At 54.4% G+C, this 20358-nt stretch carries 13 protein-coding genes; 10 read left to right on the plus strand and 3 right to left on the minus strand.

Annotated elements, in window-relative coordinates:
* Positions 1-136 precede the first annotated feature (136 nt).
* A complete protein-coding gene (locus VNX88_22725; protein HWY71500.1) occupies positions 137-1096 on the plus strand; it encodes a hypothetical protein in 960 nt (319 codons plus the stop codon).
* A 14-nt stretch (positions 1097-1110) separates the two neighbouring features.
* On the opposite strand, the gene VNX88_22730 is transcribed toward VNX88_22725, so the two are convergent.
* Positions 1111-2436, minus strand: a complete 1326-nt coding sequence (locus VNX88_22730) for an APC family permease (GenBank protein HWY71501.1) — start codon at positions 2434-2436, stop codon at positions 1111-1113.
* 224 nt (positions 2437-2660) lie between these two features.
* On the opposite strand from VNX88_22730, the gene dnaK reads away from it, so the two are divergent.
* The 5 genes from dnaK (at position 2661) to VNX88_22755 (ending at position 7172) form a co-directional block, all read left to right on the plus strand.
* The gene (gene dnaK, locus VNX88_22735) at positions 2661-4589 is read left to right on the plus strand and encodes a molecular chaperone DnaK (GenBank protein HWY71502.1); all 1929 of its coding nucleotides are present in this window, start codon (positions 2661-2663) and stop codon (positions 4587-4589) included.
* Positions 4590-4739: 150 nt separating this feature from the next.
* Positions 4740-4907, plus strand: coding sequence for a hypothetical protein (locus VNX88_22740; protein ID HWY71503.1), 168 nt, complete (start codon positions 4740-4742; stop codon positions 4905-4907).
* 16 nt (positions 4908-4923) lie between these two features.
* Positions 4924-5442, plus strand: coding sequence for a nuclear transport factor 2 family protein (locus tag VNX88_22745; protein ID HWY71504.1), 519 nt, complete (start codon positions 4924-4926; stop codon positions 5440-5442).
* Between the two features lie 35 nt (positions 5443-5477).
* Positions 5478-6707, plus strand: coding sequence for a J domain-containing protein (locus VNX88_22750; protein ID HWY71505.1), 1230 nt, complete (start codon positions 5478-5480; stop codon positions 6705-6707).
* Between the two features lie 63 nt (positions 6708-6770).
* Positions 6771-7172 (plus strand): helix-turn-helix transcriptional regulator, encoded by a 402-nt coding sequence (locus tag VNX88_22755; protein ID HWY71506.1) that lies wholly within the window; start codon positions 6771-6773, stop codon positions 7170-7172.
* A 31-nt stretch (positions 7173-7203) separates the two neighbouring features.
* On the opposite strand, the gene VNX88_22760 is transcribed toward VNX88_22755, so the two are convergent.
* The gene (locus tag VNX88_22760) at positions 7204-8220 is read right to left on the minus strand and encodes a tetratricopeptide repeat protein (protein ID HWY71507.1); all 1017 of its coding nucleotides are present in this window, start codon (positions 8218-8220) and stop codon (positions 7204-7206) included.
* A gap of 112 nt (positions 8221-8332) precedes the next feature.
* The gene (locus VNX88_22765; protein HWY71508.1) at positions 8333-9529 is read right to left on the minus strand and encodes a histidine kinase; all 1197 of its coding nucleotides are present in this window, start codon (positions 9527-9529) and stop codon (positions 8333-8335) included.
* A 454-nt stretch (positions 9530-9983) separates the two neighbouring features.
* Here VNX88_22765 and VNX88_22770 point away from each other — a divergent pair, with 454 nt between their 5' ends.
* From VNX88_22770 to VNX88_22785, 4 genes are all read left to right on the plus strand, one after another.
* A complete protein-coding gene (locus VNX88_22770; GenBank protein HWY71509.1) occupies positions 9984-13493 on the plus strand; it encodes a TonB-dependent receptor in 3510 nt (1169 codons plus the stop codon).
* Between the two features lie 322 nt (positions 13494-13815).
* On the plus strand, positions 13816-17301 hold the full coding sequence (locus VNX88_22775; GenBank protein ID HWY71510.1) for a TonB-dependent receptor: 3486 nt from the start codon (positions 13816-13818) through the stop codon (positions 17299-17301).
* A gap of 124 nt (positions 17302-17425) precedes the next feature.
* A complete protein-coding gene (locus VNX88_22780; protein HWY71511.1) occupies positions 17426-18673 on the plus strand; it encodes a heparan-alpha-glucosaminide N-acetyltransferase domain-containing protein in 1248 nt (415 codons plus the stop codon).
* A gap of 370 nt (positions 18674-19043) precedes the next feature.
* Entirely contained in the window at positions 19044-19850 is an 807-nt protein-coding gene (locus tag VNX88_22785; protein HWY71512.1) for a LytTR family DNA-binding domain-containing protein, read from the plus strand.
* Positions 19851-20358: the final 508 nt, after the last annotated feature.

Genomic DNA, 20358 nt, shown 5'->3' on the forward strand with positions numbered 1-20358 from the left:
CGAATCGAGTTAAAACGCACCCATTATGGGTGCAAGTTACCTGACCGAACTGTCACTCCGCGCGGGACTTCAGTGTTTCCCGAAACTATCCACGTTCAAAACCGATACTCAATCCAGCAAAGCCACTGGATTAGGCATGCGCGGAGGATTCGCTATTGCCGTTGGGCTGGTTACCGTCCACAACACCAGCAGTGTCGCGGCAATGGTTTGCTTCCGAAAGCAGGGTGATGTTCGCCAGCTCGAAGCTGCACTGAAGGACCTGCCGGAGTTCAAAGGTTTTGCGGTCAGGAAGACGATTAAAGTTCAGAACGATCAGGCCGTCTTCTCCTGGCCTTACACCCTGAAGAAGCCAAGTTCCGAAACGGTTGTCGCGCTCCTCGACAGTGTTATTGGCGTGATCAAACAGTTTGTTCCTGCTCACGATGGAAAGTGCGATGACTGCCAGATTGCAACTGTGAGCAACGTGACGTTAGTTAACAACATTCCGGGATTCCATTGCACGGGCTGCCAGACACGCCTTTCTGAAGCGAAGGAAAGAGAAGCTGCAGAGTACGCGAGTAGAAGCGCGCGATTTCCTCAGGGAATTCTGTTCGGCGCCGCAGCCGCAGCAGCTTTTGCTCTGGCATGGACCGTGTTGCTTGGCTGGATTGAGCTCGGATCCAACACCTGGTATCCGAAGCTGCATATTGCAGTAAGTCTCTTGGCTAGCATGTTCGTGGCATGGGCATTCTTCAAAGGGGCTGGAAAGGTAAACCGAACTGGTCAGCTGCTTGCCGTTGTTCTGACTCTGCTCGGAAAATTTGGGGGAGATGCGATTTTTTATGCACGAGTTTTGGCGGATCAGTGGCATATCCCCTTGAGTTCGCATGTCATCGCCTTTGCGATTACTCATTTTTGGGCACTGAAGCTCACCTTTTACGGAGGTTGGAGCATCGTCCTGCTGCTCTCTGATCTAGGCTTTGCGGCAGCGATTCCCTGGATGCCTTGGGGCAAGATCCCGAAGTTCCAGCCTACGTTTGTAGCCGTGCAGGGAGATAAGCTGGTTCCACTTCAAGTGGGAACGATGAAGGCTGCAAGCGCGGCAGGACTGAGCTAACCAGTAGGCTCGAGCTACGCTGCTGTGGACCTAATGCGCACGCGGTTCCAGAAACACACTCCGTAAGCTCCAGCTCCGGCAAACATTACCAGCAAGCTGAACCACAGCGCGTTCATGCCCGCGATGGTATCACCGCGACTGTGAAGTCCCGCGATGACGATGAGCGTTGTTGGAACCACTCCCAACAGAGCGCAAGCCAAAACTCCACCAGGAACACGGAATGGACGGGTCAGTTCAGGCTCGCGGATCCTGAGTAATACCAGCGCGACGAACTCCAGCACCATGCTTGCGCCCCACAGGATGATGTCGAGCGTCACGAGTCGCTCGAAGCCTAAGCCAAGGCAAGCTCCCCAGAGAATCGCGCACGTGACAATTGCGAGCCACGGCGCATGCGTGTTCTTCGTCGTGAGAGCGAAGGCTCCTGGCAGCAGTCCGTCCTCCGCCATTGCCATAGGAAGCCGCGAATAGCTCATCAGCAGTGAGTTGAATGTCGCCAAAGATGCGACCATGCCGCCTACGATGATCGCGATTTCAAGCCAACGTCCTGCGATGAGGCCAGCTACGGTCGCCCAGGCACCGGTCGTCCACACCTGTGTAGCAATGCCAGTTCGGGACATAGCGGCTATAGGAATGATGTAGCCCACGGCTATGAGGACGGTGGTCAAGATCATTGCCAGTGGGTACACGCGCTGTGGGTTCTCAACTTCGCCTCCCACATTCGAGGCGTTGTCGAACCCCATGTAGTTCCACATGCAGACCATGAGCCCTGCGACAAATCCGAACGGCTGCGCCGCGACTGTCGAAGTTGTTCCGGTACCTTTCGAGTGCACGAGAGCAACGATCGTGAGCAGAACAAACGGTCCAAGCATTACGAACAGCATTGCCAGCGCGCTGTCACCCACCGCTTTACCGCCAGCAAGGTTCCAGATCACGCATACACCGATGACAGCAGCTCCGATTGCGATACCATGCCAGCCCGTGTCAGATCCGGGGAACAGGCGGGAGACGTAAGCCACGAACAGAGTCGGATAGATGGCCATATCAAAGATGCTCGCGGCCAATGAGAGCCATGCCTCCTGGAACCCCCAGAAAGGCCCGGCAGCACGACGTACCCAGACGTAATAACCGCCCTCAGCTGGGATCGCGCTCGATAACTCCCCGATCATCAGCGCGGTAGGTAGACTCCAAATCAAAGGAGTGACTAGGAGCAGCAGGATTGCTCCTCCATACCCGGCTCCCCTGACCACGTCTTCGAAGCCATATGGGCCACCTGACACCATGAAGTAGGTGGCCGCAATGAGAGGCCAGAGCGTAATGCCTTTCTTCGGGTTAGCGTTCAAGAGCAGCTGTTTATCCTCCGAGACGCAAAGATTCGGATTCTAGCACCCAGCAGTTATCCTGTTGAAACTAAAAGTGAGAAACAGGAATCCTGAGGGCAGTCCCAGGCATCTACATCCGAGTTGACAATAAGTCACTCAACTCTCATACTACGTCTGTTATAAAACTGGGTTCTTACTATTTTTCAGCAAGATAGGCGCTAAGCGAGAAGTTAGGAGAAGGCAATATGGCGAAGATTATCGGCATTGACTTGGGTACGACCAACTCGGTCGTAGCCGTCATGGAAGGCGGCGAGCCCAAGGTGATTGCAAACGAGGAAGGCGGCCGGACTACGCCTTCGGTGGTCGCATTTACCAAATCGGGTGAGCGACTGGTTGGCCAAGTCGCTAAGCGGCAGGCCATCACCAATCCGGAAAACACAATTTATTCGATTAAGCGCTTTATGGGCCGTCGTTTTGACGAAGTGAACGACGAAATGAAGATGGTGCCCTACAAGGTGGTCCGCCAGGGAGACCATGTAGCAGTGGTCGCTCAGGGGAAGGAATACACGCCTCCCCAGATATCGGCCATGATTCTTCAGAAATTGAAGAAGGCTGCTGAGGATTACCTCGGTGCAACCGTCACAGAAGCGGTCATCACGGTTCCCGCGTATTTCAACGACGCCCAACGTCAGGCAACGAAGGATGCAGGTAAGATCGCCGGTCTCGATGTAAAGCGCATCGTGAACGAGCCCACGGCAGCGGCGCTCGCCTATGGTCTCGACAAGAAGAAGGATGAAACCATCGCCGTGTACGACTTCGGTGGCGGGACCTTTGATATTTCCATTCTTGAAGTCGGGGAAGGCGTCATTGAGGTGAAGTCCACCAACGGTGACACGCACCTTGGCGGTGACAACATCGACCAGCGCATCGTGGATTGGCTTGTGGAGGAGTTCAAGAAAGAAGAAGGACTCGATCTCCGCGCTAAGGGAAACGAGATGGCCTTGCAGCGCCTGCGTGATGCGGCGGAGAAGGCGAAGATCGAACTCTCTACTGCCATGGAGAGCGAGATCAACCTACCGTTCATTACAGCAGATTCTTCTGGCCCGAAGCACCTGGTCAAGAAGCTTACGCGTTCCAAACTGGAACAGCTGGTGGAAGACATCATCCAGCGCTCAGTTGGACCTTGCAAGCAGGCGATGAAGGACGCGGGCGTGGACGCCAGCAAGATCGATGAGGTCGTGCTGGTTGGCGGCCAGACGCGCATGCCGCGTATCCAAGCGCTGGTGAAGGATCTCTTTGGCAAGGAGCCTCACAAGGGCGTAAATCCTGACGAAGTGGTTGCGATCGGTGCGGCGGTACAAGCCGGCGTCCTTGGCGGCGAGGTGAAGGACCTGCTGCTGCTCGACGTGACTCCGCTCACGCTCTCGATCGAGACGCTCGGTGGCGTGTCTACGACGATGATTCCGCGCAACACGACGATCCCGACCAAGAAGACGGAGACGTTTTCGACGGCTGCGGATAGTCAGACTTCAGTTGAAGTCCACGTGTTGCAGGGTGAGAGGCCAATGTCGGCGCAGAATCGTACGCTGGGCAAATTTCATCTAACCGGCATTCCGCCAGCTCCGCGTGGTGTGCCGCAGATCGAAGTCACGTTTGACATCGATGCGAACGGCATCCTTAATGTCACGGCGAAAGACGTTGCGACAGGCAAGGATCAGAAGATCACGATTACGTCCTCTTCTGGCCTGAGCAAAGAGGAAGTCGAGCGCATGGCGAAAGACGCCGAGGCGCACGCTTCGGAAGACAAGGCCAAGCGCGATGAGGTGGAAGCTCGCAATCAGCTCGACTCGATGGTGTACCAGATCGAGAAGATGCTGAAGGAGCATGGAGACAAGATCTCCGGCAGCGAGCGCAGCGATGTGGAATCGGCGTTGGTCGATGCCAAGAAGGCACTGGAAGGCACCGACGCAGCGGCGATGAACTCGGCGCGCGAGCGGCTCACGCAGGCTTCGCACAAGTTGGCTGAGGCGATGTACAAATCGGCCCCGCCTAGTGGCGGCGCACAAGCCGGCGGAGCAGCTCCGGGCGGCGATGCTGCTCAGGCTGAACAGAAGAAAGACGAAGGCGTGATTGACGCTGAGTACGTCGACGTGGAGCCGAAGAAGGCTGGATAACAATGGCTCATGGTAGAGACGTCCGCCGCGGCGGACGTTTCTACTGGGACGAACAAAACATGGGCTTTATAGCCGCAAAACATTCGCGGAGTTTGGTGTTAATAGCAGTAGAAGGGAACCAGGAGCACAACACGCTCCGTATCAGGGGACATGAAACAATATTTGGTGGTGAAAATCGCGCAGCAGTTGGGATCGTTGATTGAGATGATCCCGGTCGCTGGACTTTTTCCGCTCGATGCCGCCGAACAGTTCGTACGCAACGCAGTGGCCAACGAGCCGGAATCATTATTTCTCATTCAGCAGGTTGGGAACGCATAAATCGAACGGAGCTCGGGTGAGCCTGGCAGACAAGGTTGTACGAAGAACGATCCCGCTGTGCGGGATCGTTCTCATTTTGGGAAGTATTGGTTGTGGAAGAATGTCGTTCTATACCTACACGACGAGCCCGGTTGCACACGCGCAAAGCGATGCAGCCCCCTCAAAAGAGGAGCTGATCTCACTAGTCAAGGCGTTTCTCAAGGACGTTCCAAACAACGACCAGGCTACGTTCGATCGCTTCTTTGCCGATGATGTTGTTTATACCCGAGGATCGGGACTTCTGATCACCAAAAAGGACATTCTTGCAGATACGGGCAAGACCACAGTACCGCGAGCGAACGCGACGTTCAGCGGGACGGAATTTACAGTCCATCAATATGGCGACACTGCGGTGGTCAACTTCCGTCTAGTTATGCACGCCACGGAGAATGACAAGCCAGTAACGCGCGAATTTCGCAATACTGGAACATTCATGAAACGCAACGGAAGATGGCAGGCAGTTGCCTGGCAAGCGACGCCGATTGCGCAAAAGTGAAAACGCGCTGCGGAGACTCGCAGCCTCGAAGCTAAATGGCTACTCAGACTAAAGACTATTACGCGACGCTAGGCGTCAAGAAGACCGCCTCAGCGGATGATATCCGTAAGGCTTTCCGTAAACTTGCGCGCAAATATCATCCCGACGTCAATCCTGGCGACAAGAAAGCGGAAGAGCGGTTCAAGGAGATGTCTGAGGCGAACGACGTTCTCAGCGATCCGAAGAAGCGCAAGATCTACGATCAGGTCGGCTTCTATTCCGACAACATCGATCCTGCAACGGCGGAGGCCTATGCTCGGGCTGGTGGCGCCGCCGGCGCTGGCGGATTCCCGGGAGGAACAGGGGCATACACGCGCAGCTCCGGAACCGCTGGGCAAGGTGTCCCATTCGATTTTGGTGGTTTTGACTTTTCCGATTTCGCAAGCGACAGCACCGGAAGTCAGCAATCGAGCGGCGGATTCCGCGATATCTTTTCCAACATCTTCTCGCGTGGTGGAAGGCCTGAACCACAGGGTCCCGAACCGGGAACTGATCTTGAGTATCAGGTAAACGTTGGATTTTGGCAGGCGATTCGTGGCACCGTTCTGCGTTTGAACATTACGCGCCAGGACGTCTGTCCAGTTTGCAAGGGAACCGCCACGGTTGGGTCTGGGCAAACCTGTCCTGAATGTAAAGGAACCGGGCAGGTTACGCAGACGAGCGGTCGCATGAAGTTCAACATGCCCTGCCCAAGGTGTCATGGAACCGGGCAGATCCAGAATGAATGTCCTAACTGCCATGGTCAGGGACTGGTAGCGGTTACCGAGCCGCTTGAAGTCCGTATCAAACCGGGAACGCGAGATGGTCAAAGGATTCGCATTCCTGGAAAAGGGAATGCCGGCCATGGCGGCGGTCCGCCAGGCGATCTGTACATCATCGTTCGCGTAGATCAGCATCCAGTGTTTCGCCGCGAAGGCGACGACATACACGTGACTGTGCCCGTCTCGATCAGCGAAGCGGCTCTTGGAGCAAAGATCGAGGTGCCGACCATTGATGGACGCGCTCAACTCAAGATTCCACCGGGCACACAGAGCGGGCAGAAACTACGGATGCGTGAGAAGGGTGTACCCTCCGCGACGAAAGAGGGAGTCCGAGGAGATGAGATCGTCGAAGTGAAAACTGTAGTTCCGCAGTTGCGCGATGAACGATCGAAAGAGCTTATGCGTGAGTTGGCGAAGTTGAATGTAGAGGATCCCCGTGCGGAGTTGTGGGCAAATGCAAGCTAACAGGCAGCTTCCTGGCTCCTAAGCGGCTGACCTTAGCAGCTCAGAAACTTAGCAGCTTCTTTTATGAAACGACGCAAACAAGGCGCCTACATGATCTCGGCAGTTGCCGAGATGTACGGCATTCATCCGCAGACGCTTCGTCTATACGAGCGTGAGGGATTGCTTAAGCCTTCGCGGACTGAGGGCAACACTCGCCTTTATACCGATCAAGATATTGAGCGGCTCGAATTCATTCTCAGCCTCGCTCGAGATTTAGGCGTCAATATCTCCGGTATTGCCATCATTCTGAACATGCGCGAACGCATGGAAGAGATGCAGCGGCAGATGCAGGACTTCGTCAAGTTTGTTCAAAGCGAGGTCTTCACCCGTGCTGCCGCGGCCCACTCCGATGCTACCAAGGGTGCCCTCGTGCCCACGCGTCGCACTATACCGATGGGTGGTAGCAGTCGAGAGCGCAAGTCATAAGCGCAAGCCATAGCATGACAGTCCGAAATTCCTAGCGCATAACCAGAGAATTCATTGGGATTTGTGAAGGCTGTTGCGATGAAGGCTGTTGCGAGGCAACCGACGTCAACTCGCTGATTCTCTGCGCAGCCCGTTCTCGCATCGGCTGCTGGTTGCACTCCTGAATGAATTGTCTGTACTCAGATACCGCAAAGTCCGGCTGGTGCAATGCCTCGTAGGAGGCCGCGGCGATGACGTGTACGCTCGCCCAGTTAGGATGCGGTAGTACATGAGCCGCCTTTGCCTCTCGGATGGCCTCGTTGTACCTGCCAAGTTTTAGAAGAGTTTCAGCTTCCATTGCATGAACGTCGGCGATGTCTGGAGTCCCAATTCGGTATCGCTCAAGAATCCCGAGCGCATCGTCGAATCGTCGTTCCACGATCGAGAGCTTCGCAAGATTCATTAGAGCAGGTCTGCTGCGAGGATTCAGCTCCAATGCTCTTTCAAAGTATTGCCGACCGCTGACCGTATCTCCCTGCTGATTGGAAATTACACCCAGGATGTTGTATGCACGCGAGAGCTTAGGAGCGACATTTGTTACCTGGATGAAGGACTCCTTCGCCTTTTGCAGTTCACCGTGCTCGAATTGGGTGAAGGCGTTCTGAAATAACGAGCGCACGGCAGCAGAGATTCGGAGGTCCTCAACCTCCACGTCGTCTTCCGTCAGATTGTTGTGCGCGTCAGTTCGACCAACGATCGTGAAGCCGAGTTCACAGGGTCCTGAAGCTGGGACGTGTAGAGGTCCAGCCGTGAGGAAGTTCGCATCCGTGCCACCGCTTTGGATTCGATAGTCCCCAGGCGCAAGATCCGGAATGGTGATGGAGCCCGTTTCAGGAACTCGAGCCTCATGAATTCGCTTCCCACCGTTGAAAACCTGCAGTTTTAGCTTTGCGGGAATCGCGCCGCTAGACATGACCACCTGGACATGGCAAGTGCGCTGTGAGTCGGAAGCAAGGGAGAAGATCGATGGGCATACGAGTAACAGAGCCGAAACCAAACTGCGTTGCATAACGGGCCTCGTGCAAATGACGGGGACCGCGTTGCTCGGATAGTTAGGTTGTGATTAGTAGTATGAGAAGAGTGATGTTCAATGCCCATCAAGGTTTGGTAGTCGCCGGCATTTACATGATGGTGGCTGAATGTGCCGGCGTTCTGGGAACAACAGGATCTACCATCTCGATGGTGGTTGAAGTTTTTACGAGCGGAACGCGAACCACGAGCCGGACGCCATCGCGAAAATTCCCGAGTTCCAACATCGAGCTTTCTTTGTAGAGGAGTGAGAGGCGCTCTATCGTATTCCTCAGCCCAATGCCACTGTGCGTTTTCCAATCGGGACGAACCGGTGGCCCGTCGTTATAGATCGAGATAACAAGATTTCCGCTTTCTGCCTTTGCGCGAACTTCCAGCCGACAGTCGCCCCGAGTGCGAGCAACCCCGTGCACGCATGCATTCTCAACCAGCGGTTGCAACAGCATATTAGGAACGCGAGCATCTAAAACATCGTCGTCGATATCGATCTCCAGCTTCATTCTGGACCCAAACCGGATCTTCTGGATTTCCAGGTATTCCTCGGCGAGCTCCACTTCTTCCAGTAAGCCCACCTCCCGGCTGTCGTCACGAGCCAGTGTGAGCCGAAGCAGGTTCGCGACGCGCGAAAGCATCTGATCGGCGGCAGCAGCGTCGCGATGAAGCAGGCAGGATACAGAGTTCATCGCATTAAAAAGGAAGTGGGGATTCAATTGTGCCCGCAAGGTTTGCAGCTTCGATTCTGTTAGGGCGTGTTGTAGTTGAGTCGTTTCTCGCTGCCCGTCGCGATAGCGCCGGTAATATTCGACTGAGGCAAGAATCGCGAGGATCGTCAGATACTCGATCATGTTAGGAATGAATTCGGCGCGGAGATTCCACCGCAGGCGCGATTCGAGAGACATGTCTTCTTTGCCGAGCCTACTGAGAGCCAATCCACCTATATAAAGAAAAGTAGCTACCGGCGCCGTCACCATTGCGATTCCCAGGTGGGCTGCTAGGTCCCGCTTCCATTTTGGGCCTTGGAGCGAAAAGAAACGCATCCACTGCCAGATGGCGAGCGCTACAAAGCACCACACATAGCAATCGATAAGCTGATTGGCAGCCTCTAAAGTGAAGTAATTCCGCGGCTTATGCCATTGCTTCAGAACCTGATACGCTTGCCACCCCATCACCAGGCCAAGCGTTGTCATGATGGCGAAGAGGTAGGTGACGGGAATTACGAAGGCACGGCGCCCGTGCTCGCGTCGATGGCTCGGCTGGTGGCTTTCCCGGTTCTGACGCAATTTAATCATCGTGCATTTCGCAGCGGCTCCAAACCACCTTAGACTCTGCCAATCCTTCCATGTGAGTTGCAGAATTGTAATCTTAGTCTCCGCCTCTGTCCGAAGAACGAAGCTTTCCCGGCTCTAGTCCCCAGAATCCCGGTATTCGTCCCTATTGCATTCCGCCCGCTTCCCGAACTGAGGGAACTCCGGTCGCTAAATCTCGGGCTCTCCGAGCCGAGGAAGCCATCGGCGCGGACATAATCCCTCTTTCTGGATGCACGGTGACTCAAGTATTCCAGATTCTGTATTTGGCCCGCCCGGTCAAGTCGTTGGTTACTCAGCTCGAACCAACTTCCTCCATCCAACCCGGAACAACTCGTTATCTCCGGATGCAACTTCGTACCAAAACACCATACGAATGCGTTGGCTGGCGTGCGGCATGCACAACAGACAACGAACGCACTTGCGTTCTGGAGGAGAGATGCACCGCAAAATTACAGGCCTACTTGCAATACTGCTCTTGGGGTGCGCATGGCTCGCTGCACAAGTTCAAACTGGGAATGTCACAGGCACTGTGCGCGACAGCTCGGGAGCTGTAGTCCCGAATGCAACAGTCACTGTAGTGAGTTTAGGGACGCAGGCACGTAGAACCGTTCAAAGCGGGTCCGCTGGCACATATACAGTTACCGGTTTACAGCCGGGACAGTATGAAGTGACCATCATCAGCGGGAACTTCGCGCCTTTTAAACAAGACATCACTGTTGCTGTCGGTGGCAATTCAACATTGGATGCAACTCTGGGAGTATCTGCGTCCACAACGGTTGAAGTCGTAGCTCAAAATCCATCAATTGAGGTAAACACGCAAACCCAGGAACTTTCGCAGGTAATCAGTTCGCAGCAACTGTCACAATTGCCAAGTCTCACGCGAAATCCATATGACTTCGTGATGCTCTCTGGAAACGTAAGCGCCGGCGATCGCACCGGTGTAGGAACCGTTCAAGCGGGGCAGAACTCCGGGCAGAGCATGACTGACCGTGGTGTTGGATACGCGATCAATGGACAGCGTTCCTCGGGCACGGAAATATTGCTCGACGGCGTCGAGAACGGCGACCTGTTTGCAACCGGCGCAGCTCAGATCGTCCCGCAGGATGCAGTTCAGGAATACCGAATTGTGACCAGTAACTTCGATGCGCAATATGGTCGCGCCTCTGGCGGCGTGGTCAACTTGACCACAAAGGCTGGTACTAACTCGTTTCATGGTTCAGCGTGGGAGTTCAATCGAGTATCGGCGCTCACGGCCCGCACGTATGACAACGCTGCGAACAACCTGGCGTCCATCGCGAGCGGAAACGGTTCAATTCCAAAAGGAAGCTACACGCGCAACCAGTTTGGCTACGTTGTGACTGGTCCAGTAATCAAGAACAAGTTGTTCTTCTCTCAAATCACGGAATGGGTTCGCGTTCGCAGCGCTGCCAGCCTGAACGCATTGGTCCCAACTCCGCAGCTCATTTCTTTCACCGCGCCTAACGTGCAGCAGTATTTCCAGGGAGCGGGGAAGAGTGTTCGTCCATTTGGAGCCACGCTGAGTGCAGCGCAAGTCGTGGCTGCAACCGGTGATACCGGCGCCTTCGCGCAACAGGTACCAGCGAACACTCCCGCATTCGGATCAGTGAACTACAGCGCACCCGCAGATGCTGGAGGTGGTGCTCCACAAAATACGAAGGACATCATTGGCAGGCTGGACTTCAACGCAACAGAAGCCACGCAAATGTTCTTCCGTTTTGCGCTATACGACGAGAACGATTTTCGCGGCTTCATCTTCAACAGTCCGTACACGGACTACAATGTTGGACAAGCAACATTCGCAAATTCGGCTCTTTATTCCATCAACCACACCTTTTCTCCTTCGGTGCTCTCGAGCAGCAAGATCAGTTACGCTCGCGAACGCTTGAACCAAAGCTTCGACAACGCATTTGCGAATATTCCGACGCTATACCTGAACGGAGCTCCGACAATCGCAAATCAGCCGGTCAACATGCCGGGATTCTTCAGCCTGACGCCCGGCGCCGGAGGCTTGCCTTTCGGCGGTCCACAAAATGTGATTCAGGCGAATGAAGACCTCTCGTGGGTAAAGGGAAATCACACTCTACGCTTCGGCGGACAGTTCAGTTATCAGCAAGTGAACCGCGCGTTCGGTGCATTTGCCCAAGCCACTGAAGTACTCGGAGCGAACGCTCCACAAGGACTCGACAACTTGATCACCGGCAACCTAGTGCAATACACCAAGGCAGTATTTCCGCAGGGCAAGTTCCCGTGCGTGCGCGATCGCAATACGAACGCATTGGTTGTGACTCCCGCCTGCACTCTAGTTCCGCCACTCACCCAACCTAACTTTGCTCGCAGTTTCCGCTATAAGGACTTCGCGGTGTACGCTCAGGACAGCTTTAAGTGGAGTCCGCGACTCACACTGAACTACGGCTTGCGCTACGAGTACTTTGGAGTACAGCACAACAATCATCCAGAGCTCGACTCCAATTTCTACCGGGGAAGCGGATCCAGCTTCTTTGAGAAGGTAGCCAACGGCGCTGTCTTTACGGTTCCGAACAGTCCAATTGGTGCTTTGTGGAATCCAAGTTACGGAACAGTCGCGCCTCGTGTTGGATTTGCGTGGGACGTTTTCGGAACCGGCACAACCAGCCTGCGCGGCGGCTACGGTATCACCTATGAACGGAATTTCGGGAACGTAACGTTCAACGTGATCCAAAATCCGCCGAACAATTCGACGATCAATCTGCAGGCAGGGGGAGGCATTCCGCTGTTTGTGAGTCTAGATCCTCTCGGTCCTGTGTCCGGCGGCGGAGGAGCCACTATTGCACTGCCGCCGGCCAGCCTGAGAAATGTGGATGAAGACATTCACACTGCTCAGACGCAGTTCTACAGCATGGCGGTAGAGCGTAGAGTGGGAGCGAGTTCCATAGTGGCACTGGAGTATAGCGGTGCACGCGGAATCCACTTATATGACATAAAGAACATCAACATGCTTGGCTCGGGACAGGCGTACCTTGGGCAGCCGTTCAATGGCACGTTCTACACTCGCGTGAACCAGCAATACACGGGGATCAACAACCGTGGCAGTAATGGAGACTCTTATTACCACGGGCTCAACCTGCGATTCCAGACTCAAGACATCTGGAAGTCGGGGCTGAGCATGATCGCCAACTATACCTTTGCGCACTCAATCGATGATCTGAGCTCCACCTTTTCCGATAACCTCCAAGGCGCCTCGGGTGGAATCGGCAATTTGGGATATCTAGATCCACGGAATCCTGGGTTGGATCGCGGAAATTCCGATTTCGACATCCGTCATCGCCTGGTTGTTTCGCCGATTTTTGAAACACCATGGTTCAAGCAATCGAATGGATTGACTCATTACCTGCTCGGTGGCTATACCTTCACGAGCATCTTTACCGCTCGTACTGGCACACCGTTCGGCGTGTTCGACAGCACGAATTCTGTGAATGCCGGCGGTGGCTTCGGATGGCCTCGTTACGTTCCCGGCTCCGCAATCAGCGATTACTCAACCGGAACTCCAGTGAATGTTGGGGTCAATAGCTTCAATGTGCTCAACCTGCCAGTCGCAAATACAACAGTGTTCAACCCAGCACTCGCACTGTCTGACTTCGGTCCGTTTCCTGCGACCATGACTCACCGAAACGCATTTCTTGGTCCCGGTGCTTGGTCACTGGATCTCTCAGCGGCCAAGAGCTTCCGGATTCGCGAAGGCATGAATCTGGAGTTTCGAGCCGAGGGATTCAACATTCTCAACCATCACAATTTCTTCGTGAACGGCGCCAATCTCGATGTACCCAATTTTGGAGCCGGAGCACCAATCCAAGTGCTCGCGAAGAAGGGTGGATTGGGGACGTTAGCCACCGGCGGCAATCACGACGAACGCCGCTTTGGGCAGTTCGCTCTGAGGTTGCACTTCTAGGGAGATAGTCACTGTTGTTTCGGACAGGGAGCCGTCTGGCTCCCTGTTCTTTTTTGCCCTGCTGATTGCCTTCAGGCAGGTTCTCCGCGAATTGGTAGCGCCTTGGTCTTAGTCCTCCTGAAATTCATATTGCTCCCGGTTATTTGATACCAAGTCTGTTTGCTGCGGTTTCTGCGTTCGTGACTTCGTTATCAGAATCGGTGCGCTCGTCACTCTGACCACGCTTTCCGTCATCTTGTACCCGACTAGTACCGTTTTAGGAAGCCCACGTGCACCAACCCTACTCGGATTAAATCGCAAAGTATCAGGAGACGCGATCAACATGAGTTCCCGATTGCTCAGAGTGCTTCCACTTCGCATAGCTACATTCTCGCTGCTCACAGTTTCTCTGCTGCTTGTCCCGCAACTTCTGGGGCAAGGCATTACGACAGGCTCGATTACGGGTACCGTGGAGGACCCGCAGCAGAGCGTAATTAGCGGAGCGACAGTCAGCGCAGTAAACACCGGAACCAACGTCGCTTACAGCGCCACAACTAATTCGGTCGGCTATTTTGAGATGCGGGGTTTGCCGGTCGGAAGTTACACGGTGACGATTGATGCTGCTGGCTTCAGCAAGACGCGGTTGAGCAATGTTGCCGTGAGTACGGGCGTACCAACCAGTGTGGGCTTGCGGCAACTCGCAGTGCAAAGCGCCGCAACGGAAGTGACGGTTGAGGCGACCGCGCCTATCATCCAGACTGACTCCGTTCAAACCGGCGAAAGCTTTGAATCAAAGAAGTTAATGGACCTGCCCATTGGAAACGGTCCGGATCTCGTCGCGTTGTTTACTCCTGGTGTTGTGCCGACGGGCGATGCCAACTTTGCAAATACCAACGGAGCTTCATTTTCCAGCAACGGTCAGCGCGGTCGCGACAACAATTTCCAGATCGACGGCCAGGCAAACAACGATTCTCTAATTGGTGGGCCATCGCTCTTTATCGGTAATCAGGATGCGATCGAAGAAGTCCAGGTGCTCACGAACTACAGCGCTGAATATGGCCGGAACAGCGGCACGATTGTGAATTACATCACCAAGGGTGGCACGAACACCTTTCACGGTACGGCCTTCGAAATCTACAACGGGAACTGGGGCGATTCTCTAGCTAGTCAAGAACGGACGCCGCTCAATGGTTTCTGTCCCCCGGGCGTGGCGGTCGGCACGGCAGTACAGCCATTTACCGATTCTTGCACGCATCCGGTAGTGCCAAGATATGTCGACAACCGATATGGCGGGACTGTGGGCGGACCTATCGTCAAGGACAAGCTATGGTTCTTCGCAGGTACAAACATCGAGGCGCAAAGGGTTGGCTCGGCTCCGGCATCTTCAGGATCGCTGGTTACTCCGACAGCAAACGGGCTAAAGCAATTGCAGGCAGCATTTCCTGGAAACGCCTCGGTTGCGGCTTTGGGCGCGATCGGACCGCTGGCAGTCACCCAAGGCACACCAACTTTTTCCAACGTTCGGAACATTCCCGTTGTGGGTGTTCCAATCGAGTTCGGCTCGATTACGCGCAGTCTCCCGAGCATCTTCAATGATCATGAGGCAAGCGGCCGCATCGATTACCAGGTTTCCCAGAATGATCGACTCTTTGGCCGGTACTTGTTCCAGCAGCAGATAAACACCAACGTTTCCTTTGCCGGTGCTTCAGCAGTAGCTTTCGGCGACTTTGTCGATGTGCCAGCGCGCGTTCAGGAAGCAGCCATTGACTACTCGCATACTTTTTCGCAGAACGTGCTTGACCAAACTCGCTTCAGTTATTCACGCCTCAATGTCGGATTCGAAGGAGGAGCGTTCCCAAAATGCTTGCGGTCCAGCTTCAGCTCGTGCCCGACGAGCATTAACTTTACAGACGGCACATCGCTGAACATGGGCCCGGATGCGGGCTTTCCTCAGGGACGATTCGTAATCGACTACCAGGTGCAAAACAACGCGTCTTGGCGCGTTGGCAACCACTCCTTCAAGTTTGGCGGCGAGTTTGATCGCCAGAGTCAGCCGAATTCTGGCTTGGCGAACGTGAACGGTTCTTTCTTCTTCAGCAGCTTTGACAACTTCATTCAGAACCAGGCCACTCGCCTGAGCTTGACTGACGGTCCGCCGAACATTGACTTCAAGGAGAATCAGGGTGCTCTTTACTTCCAGGATGACTGGAGAGTGAAGGACAACCTGACCCTGACGCTTGGAACCCGATACGAACTCAACGGTCAAGCAATCAACATACTTCACGATCTAACCGTGAAGCGCGAAACCAATGCTGCAACGGCATTTTGGGATACAACTCTGCCTTTGAGCTTGCGAACAGTACCCAAGCTCGCTCTAGACAAGAACAACTTCGGCCCAGTAGTAGGTTTCTCATGGTCGCCGCGGTTAGCAGAGTCAATATTTGGCAGAAGTCAAACGGTGATTCGCGGCGGATTCCGCATCGCGTATAACCCCGAGTTCTACAACTTGTTCACAAACGTTGCGGCTTCAACACCGATGGTAAATGCTGGACGCGTTACGCCTTGCACGAACTGTTTGCCGGCCTCGGGAATTGCCGGAGATGTGCAATCTGCAAATCTTCCCAAAGTTGCGCGCGGCGTAAACCCGGGAATCAGAACCCAGTCAATCGTCGATCCGAATTTGCATAATCCCTATTCGGAACAGTGGAACCTCGGAATCCAAAGACAGTTTGGCAGCAAGATGGTCGCTGAAGTGCGCTACGTGGGCGATCACGGAGTTGGACAGTATCAAACCATCAACGCGAATCCCGCCCTGCGGCCACTCATCACTGCCGGTTTTGCAAACGTGATCCCGGCGGGCCTGACTCCATGCGCCACCACCGGGGCTCCGGGATTTGCACAGGGTTACGTTGACTGCAATCGCACGAATGTGTTGTCGCGCGGAAACTATGCCTTCTCGATCTATCACGGTTTACAAAATCGTTTCCAAATCCAGAACTGGCACGGCATCACTGCTGGGGCGACGTATACCTGGAGCAAAACAATCGACAATACCAGCGAGGTCTTCAGCACAACTGGTGGCGGCAACACGCAGTCGTATGCGCAGAATCCGTTCAACACAAACACAGCGGAGCGCGGTACTAGCGGTTTAGACTATCCCAACGTTGCCACCGTTTACATGCTCTACGATGTGCCCTTCTTCCGCGATGAGCGCGGACTGAAGGGAATGCTGCTGGGCGGATATCAGATCAATCCAACTTGGCGTTACACCAGCGGCCAGCCCTATACAGTGATCGAACTCCAGAACCCCACTACCAACCTTTGCGATCCCACCTCAGCGCTTAGTACCTCCGTCGCTGCGTGCCATCCCATCCTGGCGAATCCACGGGCGCCGCTAGATACGGTCGGACAGTACACGGCCGCGGGTACGCTCGTGAACTTCTACACAGGCGATCCTGTGACCAAGAATGACATTCACTGGATTGCGAATGACCGCACCGCAGCAGGCATATTGGGGACACCATTTGCCGGCGCCGGTCGTAACCTGCAGCGCGGAGACACGATCAACGCTGTGAATCTCGCACTTCTGAAGAATGTGAAGCTCACGGAGCGGTTCACCGTGCAACTTCGCGGAATCGCTTATAACGTCATCAACCGCGATTATCGTGGAGTGACTGCGACTCCATTCATCGACGCAGGCAACTTCAGAGATGCCCAGGGTGGTTTCGCGAATACGTTCTTCAATTCCACCGGAAACTTCCAGAGCAATTCCGTTTTTTCGGGAATTGATCGTCGCAGGATTGAAGTTGGAGCGAAGATAATCTTCTGAAGATCGAACGGTCGATTGTTGGCGGTGAGGAAAGTCCTCACCGCCTCTTTTTTGTGGCGCGTATGTCTGAACCGGAGTATTCATTGTCCGGTTCTAGCTAAGTTTCTCAATCGAGGTGCCTGGCATGGCCGAGATTGTCAGACCAATTCCACAACTTACGGTCAAGCCGATCTTCGCTCCGGAAGCATCCCCATCATCACGCATCTGGTCAGTAGATGTGCTGCGTGGACTGGTGATGGTCGTCATGGCGCTCGACCATACGCGTGATTACCTAACTTATTTGCGGTTTCAGCCCGAAGACCTTACGCGAAGTTATCCAGCGCTGTTCTTCACACGCTGGATTACACACTTTTGTGCGCCGCTTTTCTTCTTCCTTGCGGGAACAGGCGCTTATCTCCTGCGTTCTAAGTCAGGAACTACGGGAAAAGTTGCGAAGTTTCTTTGGACTCGCGGACTGTGGCTGATTGTTCTCGAGTTCACCGTAATCGAGTATGCGTGGACATTCGTGCCGTGGTACTTCGGTGGCGTGATCTGGTCTCTGGGATGCGCGATGATCACTCTGGGCGTGCTCGTCTGGCTGCCGGAGTGGGCAATTTTAGTGCTCGGGCTGCTGGTTGTCGGAGCGCATGATTTGACCGACGGAATCAAACTGCAGACGCTCGGTGCTTTCGCTCCGATCTGGTCACTGCTGCATCGGACCGGAACGGTGCCACTTACTCAATTCTTCGTGCTGTTCCCAATTCTGCCCTGGGCTGCAGTCATGGCCCTCGGCTACGTGTTCGGAAGGGTTTTGCTGCGATCGCGCGAGGAGCGCCAGCGCTTCACTTTGCGTTTGGGGCTTCTGGCAACGTTGTTATTCGTCTGTTTGCGTGCCTTCAATGCATACGGCAATCCAAGCGCGGATATTGCGTTTAACAGCGCAGGAGCGTGGCATCCACAAGGCTCCTGGGCAATGACCGTTGTCGCATTCCTGGATGTCGAGAAGTATCCAGCGTCACTCCAATTCCTGCTCATGACCCTCGGTCCGTCATTGATTCTCTTGTCCTATCTTGACCGGGTGCAATCGGGCTCGATCATCGAGAAGATTCTTCATCCTCTGCTGATCTTTGGCCGAGTGCCTTTGTTCTTCTACGTGTTACACCTCTATCTCATCCACGTACTTGCAGTGATCCTGGCACTTGCGTTCCATCAGCCTGTGCAGTGGTTGCTGCACGGTGCCTTCTGGATGAACCGACTGCCGGCAGGATACGGCCATGGACTGCCGATGATCTACGCGATGTGGGTCCTTGCGGCTGTCATCCTCTACTTCCCGTGCGCGTGGTTCGCAGGTCTCAAGCAGCGCAGACGAAGTTCGTGGCTAAGCTATCTGTAAAGCTGAAGCCCATTGATCGAGTTCAAAGCGTGGCTCGCATGAAGAGGTGTCGCTGTTCACTTCTGAACATTTGGAATCCGGGGACGAACGCGGCCCATCCACGAACCGCTAAATCTCCGGGAGCACATATCCCGTCATATCAATGAGCTGAGGATACCTTGGACACTTTTCGTCCAGACATACTGCCAGTTGTCACTCAGCTGTGATTGTTGTACCTAATTCACGACAACTTGTCCCAGCCTAGGGACGAAACCTGTCCTGCTCCGTCCAAGGCTTAGCTCCAGCTACGTAAGAGGCGTGACAGTTGCACTGAAGCAATAACAGTGATGATTGCCGGTGTGCCACCGGCCCGAGGGAGGCTTTCGTGGGGATGCCAAGTACAGCGGAGGGCCAGATCAATATGATTCTAGCCCCCAAAATGCGAGCCGTCATTGCAGACGATGAACCCTTATCGCGCGAGAAGCTGCGCTTTCTGCTAGACCGAGAGTCGGACGTGCAAATTGTCGCCGAGTGCGCCGGCGTGGAAGATACGCTGAACGCGGTGCGAAGCCATCATCCGGATCTGCTGTTGCTCGATATTGAGCTGGAAGGCGGCAACGGCTTCGATATTGTTCGCAGCATCCCGGGCGAGATGCCGATCGTCATCTTCACTACGGCATACGATAGCTACGCCCTCCAGGCTTTCGAGGCACAAGCGCTCGACTATCTCCTTAAGCCATTCGATCAGGAGCGCCTCCACCGCGCGCTGGAACGCGCCAAGACGGAGATGACGAAGTCGGCGAAAGGCGCGCTGAATGACAATCTCGCCAATCTACTATCGGCAGCGCGGAAGCCGCGTGCTGAGAATCGGCTGATCATTAAGTCCGGCGGTCGCGTGGTCTTCATTCAGATGGATGAAATCGACTGGATCGAAGCAGCCGCGAACTACGTTCGTCTGCATGTCGCAGGAAAGAACGCGTATCTGTTCCGCGAATCCATCGGCCGGATGGCCGATAAGCTCGATGCCTCGCAGTTCATCCGCATCCACCGGTCTTTTATTGTGAATGTCAGCAAGATAAAAGAGCTGCAGCCCTGCAACAACGGCGAGTTCATGGTCTCCCTGCGCAACGGCAAAGAGCTTCCATGCAGCCGTTTTTACCGGCATGCGCTGGAATCGCTCTGGAAGGGAACGCAGTAGTTCCGATCCCAAGCGAAAAGAACAGGGACAATAGCAGGGCGTTTTTTGAATTCGGTCTCGAAATCGTGGATTTCTGCCCAAAATCCGCAAAATTTTCTTCGAGGCAGGGAAATTAACAGGGATTTCTGTGGATTTCCTCGTAAGCGATTTCCCATCATGCACTTAGCTTGGTTTTCTGCCGGATGCAAAAAATTAACAGCGATTGCGCAGGGAATTTTTGTCCCATTTCGGGACCTGGTCCAGCAGTCGTCAGACATTTCATAATGGATTAGATCCGCGCTATAGTCGTACCGTGGATTCTGCAAATCCCCCAACCGACGCTCCTCCTGCGAAGCAAGAGGATTTCAACGCTGCCGCTTACTGTCCGAACTGTTCGTCTCGCCTGAAGGACTCACGCTGCAAGATGGTGTGCCAGAATTGCGGCTTCTTCCTAAGCTGTTCAGACTTCTACTGATTTTTCCGCCAACACATGCCAGCTCTGGAGTGCGGGTAATCGCGCCTCAAGATA

Source organism: Terriglobales bacterium, assembly GCA_035567895.1.
GTDB lineage: Bacteria > Acidobacteriota > Terriglobia > Terriglobales > Acidobacteriaceae > Gp1-AA112.

Coding starts and splice junctions, on each gene's coding strand:
- VNX88_22725 (HWY71500.1), top strand. CDS start 137: ATGCGCGGAGGATTCGCTATTGCCGTTGGGCTGGTTACCGTCCACAAC.
- dnaK (HWY71502.1), top strand. CDS start 2,661: ATGGCGAAGATTATCGGCATTGACTTGGGTACGACCAACTCGGTCGTA.
- VNX88_22740 (HWY71503.1), top strand. CDS start 4,740: ATGAAACAATATTTGGTGGTGAAAATCGCGCAGCAGTTGGGATCGTTG.
- VNX88_22750 (HWY71505.1), top strand. CDS start 5,478: ATGGCTACTCAGACTAAAGACTATTACGCGACGCTAGGCGTCAAGAAG.
- VNX88_22755 (HWY71506.1), top strand. CDS start 6,771: ATGAAACGACGCAAACAAGGCGCCTACATGATCTCGGCAGTTGCCGAG.
- VNX88_22760 (HWY71507.1), bottom strand. CDS start 8,220: ATGCAACGCAGTTTGGTTTCGGCTCTGTTACTCGTATGCCCATCGATC.
- VNX88_22765 (HWY71508.1), bottom strand. CDS start 9,529: ATGATTAAATTGCGTCAGAACCGGGAAAGCCACCAGCCGAGCCATCGA.
- VNX88_22770 (HWY71509.1), top strand. CDS start 9,984: ATGCACCGCAAAATTACAGGCCTACTTGCAATACTGCTCTTGGGGTGC.
- VNX88_22775 (HWY71510.1), top strand. CDS start 13,816: ATGAGTTCCCGATTGCTCAGAGTGCTTCCACTTCGCATAGCTACATTC.
- VNX88_22780 (HWY71511.1), top strand. CDS start 17,426: ATGGCCGAGATTGTCAGACCAATTCCACAACTTACGGTCAAGCCGATC.
- VNX88_22785 (HWY71512.1), top strand. CDS start 19,044: ATGCCAAGTACAGCGGAGGGCCAGATCAATATGATTCTAGCCCCCAAA.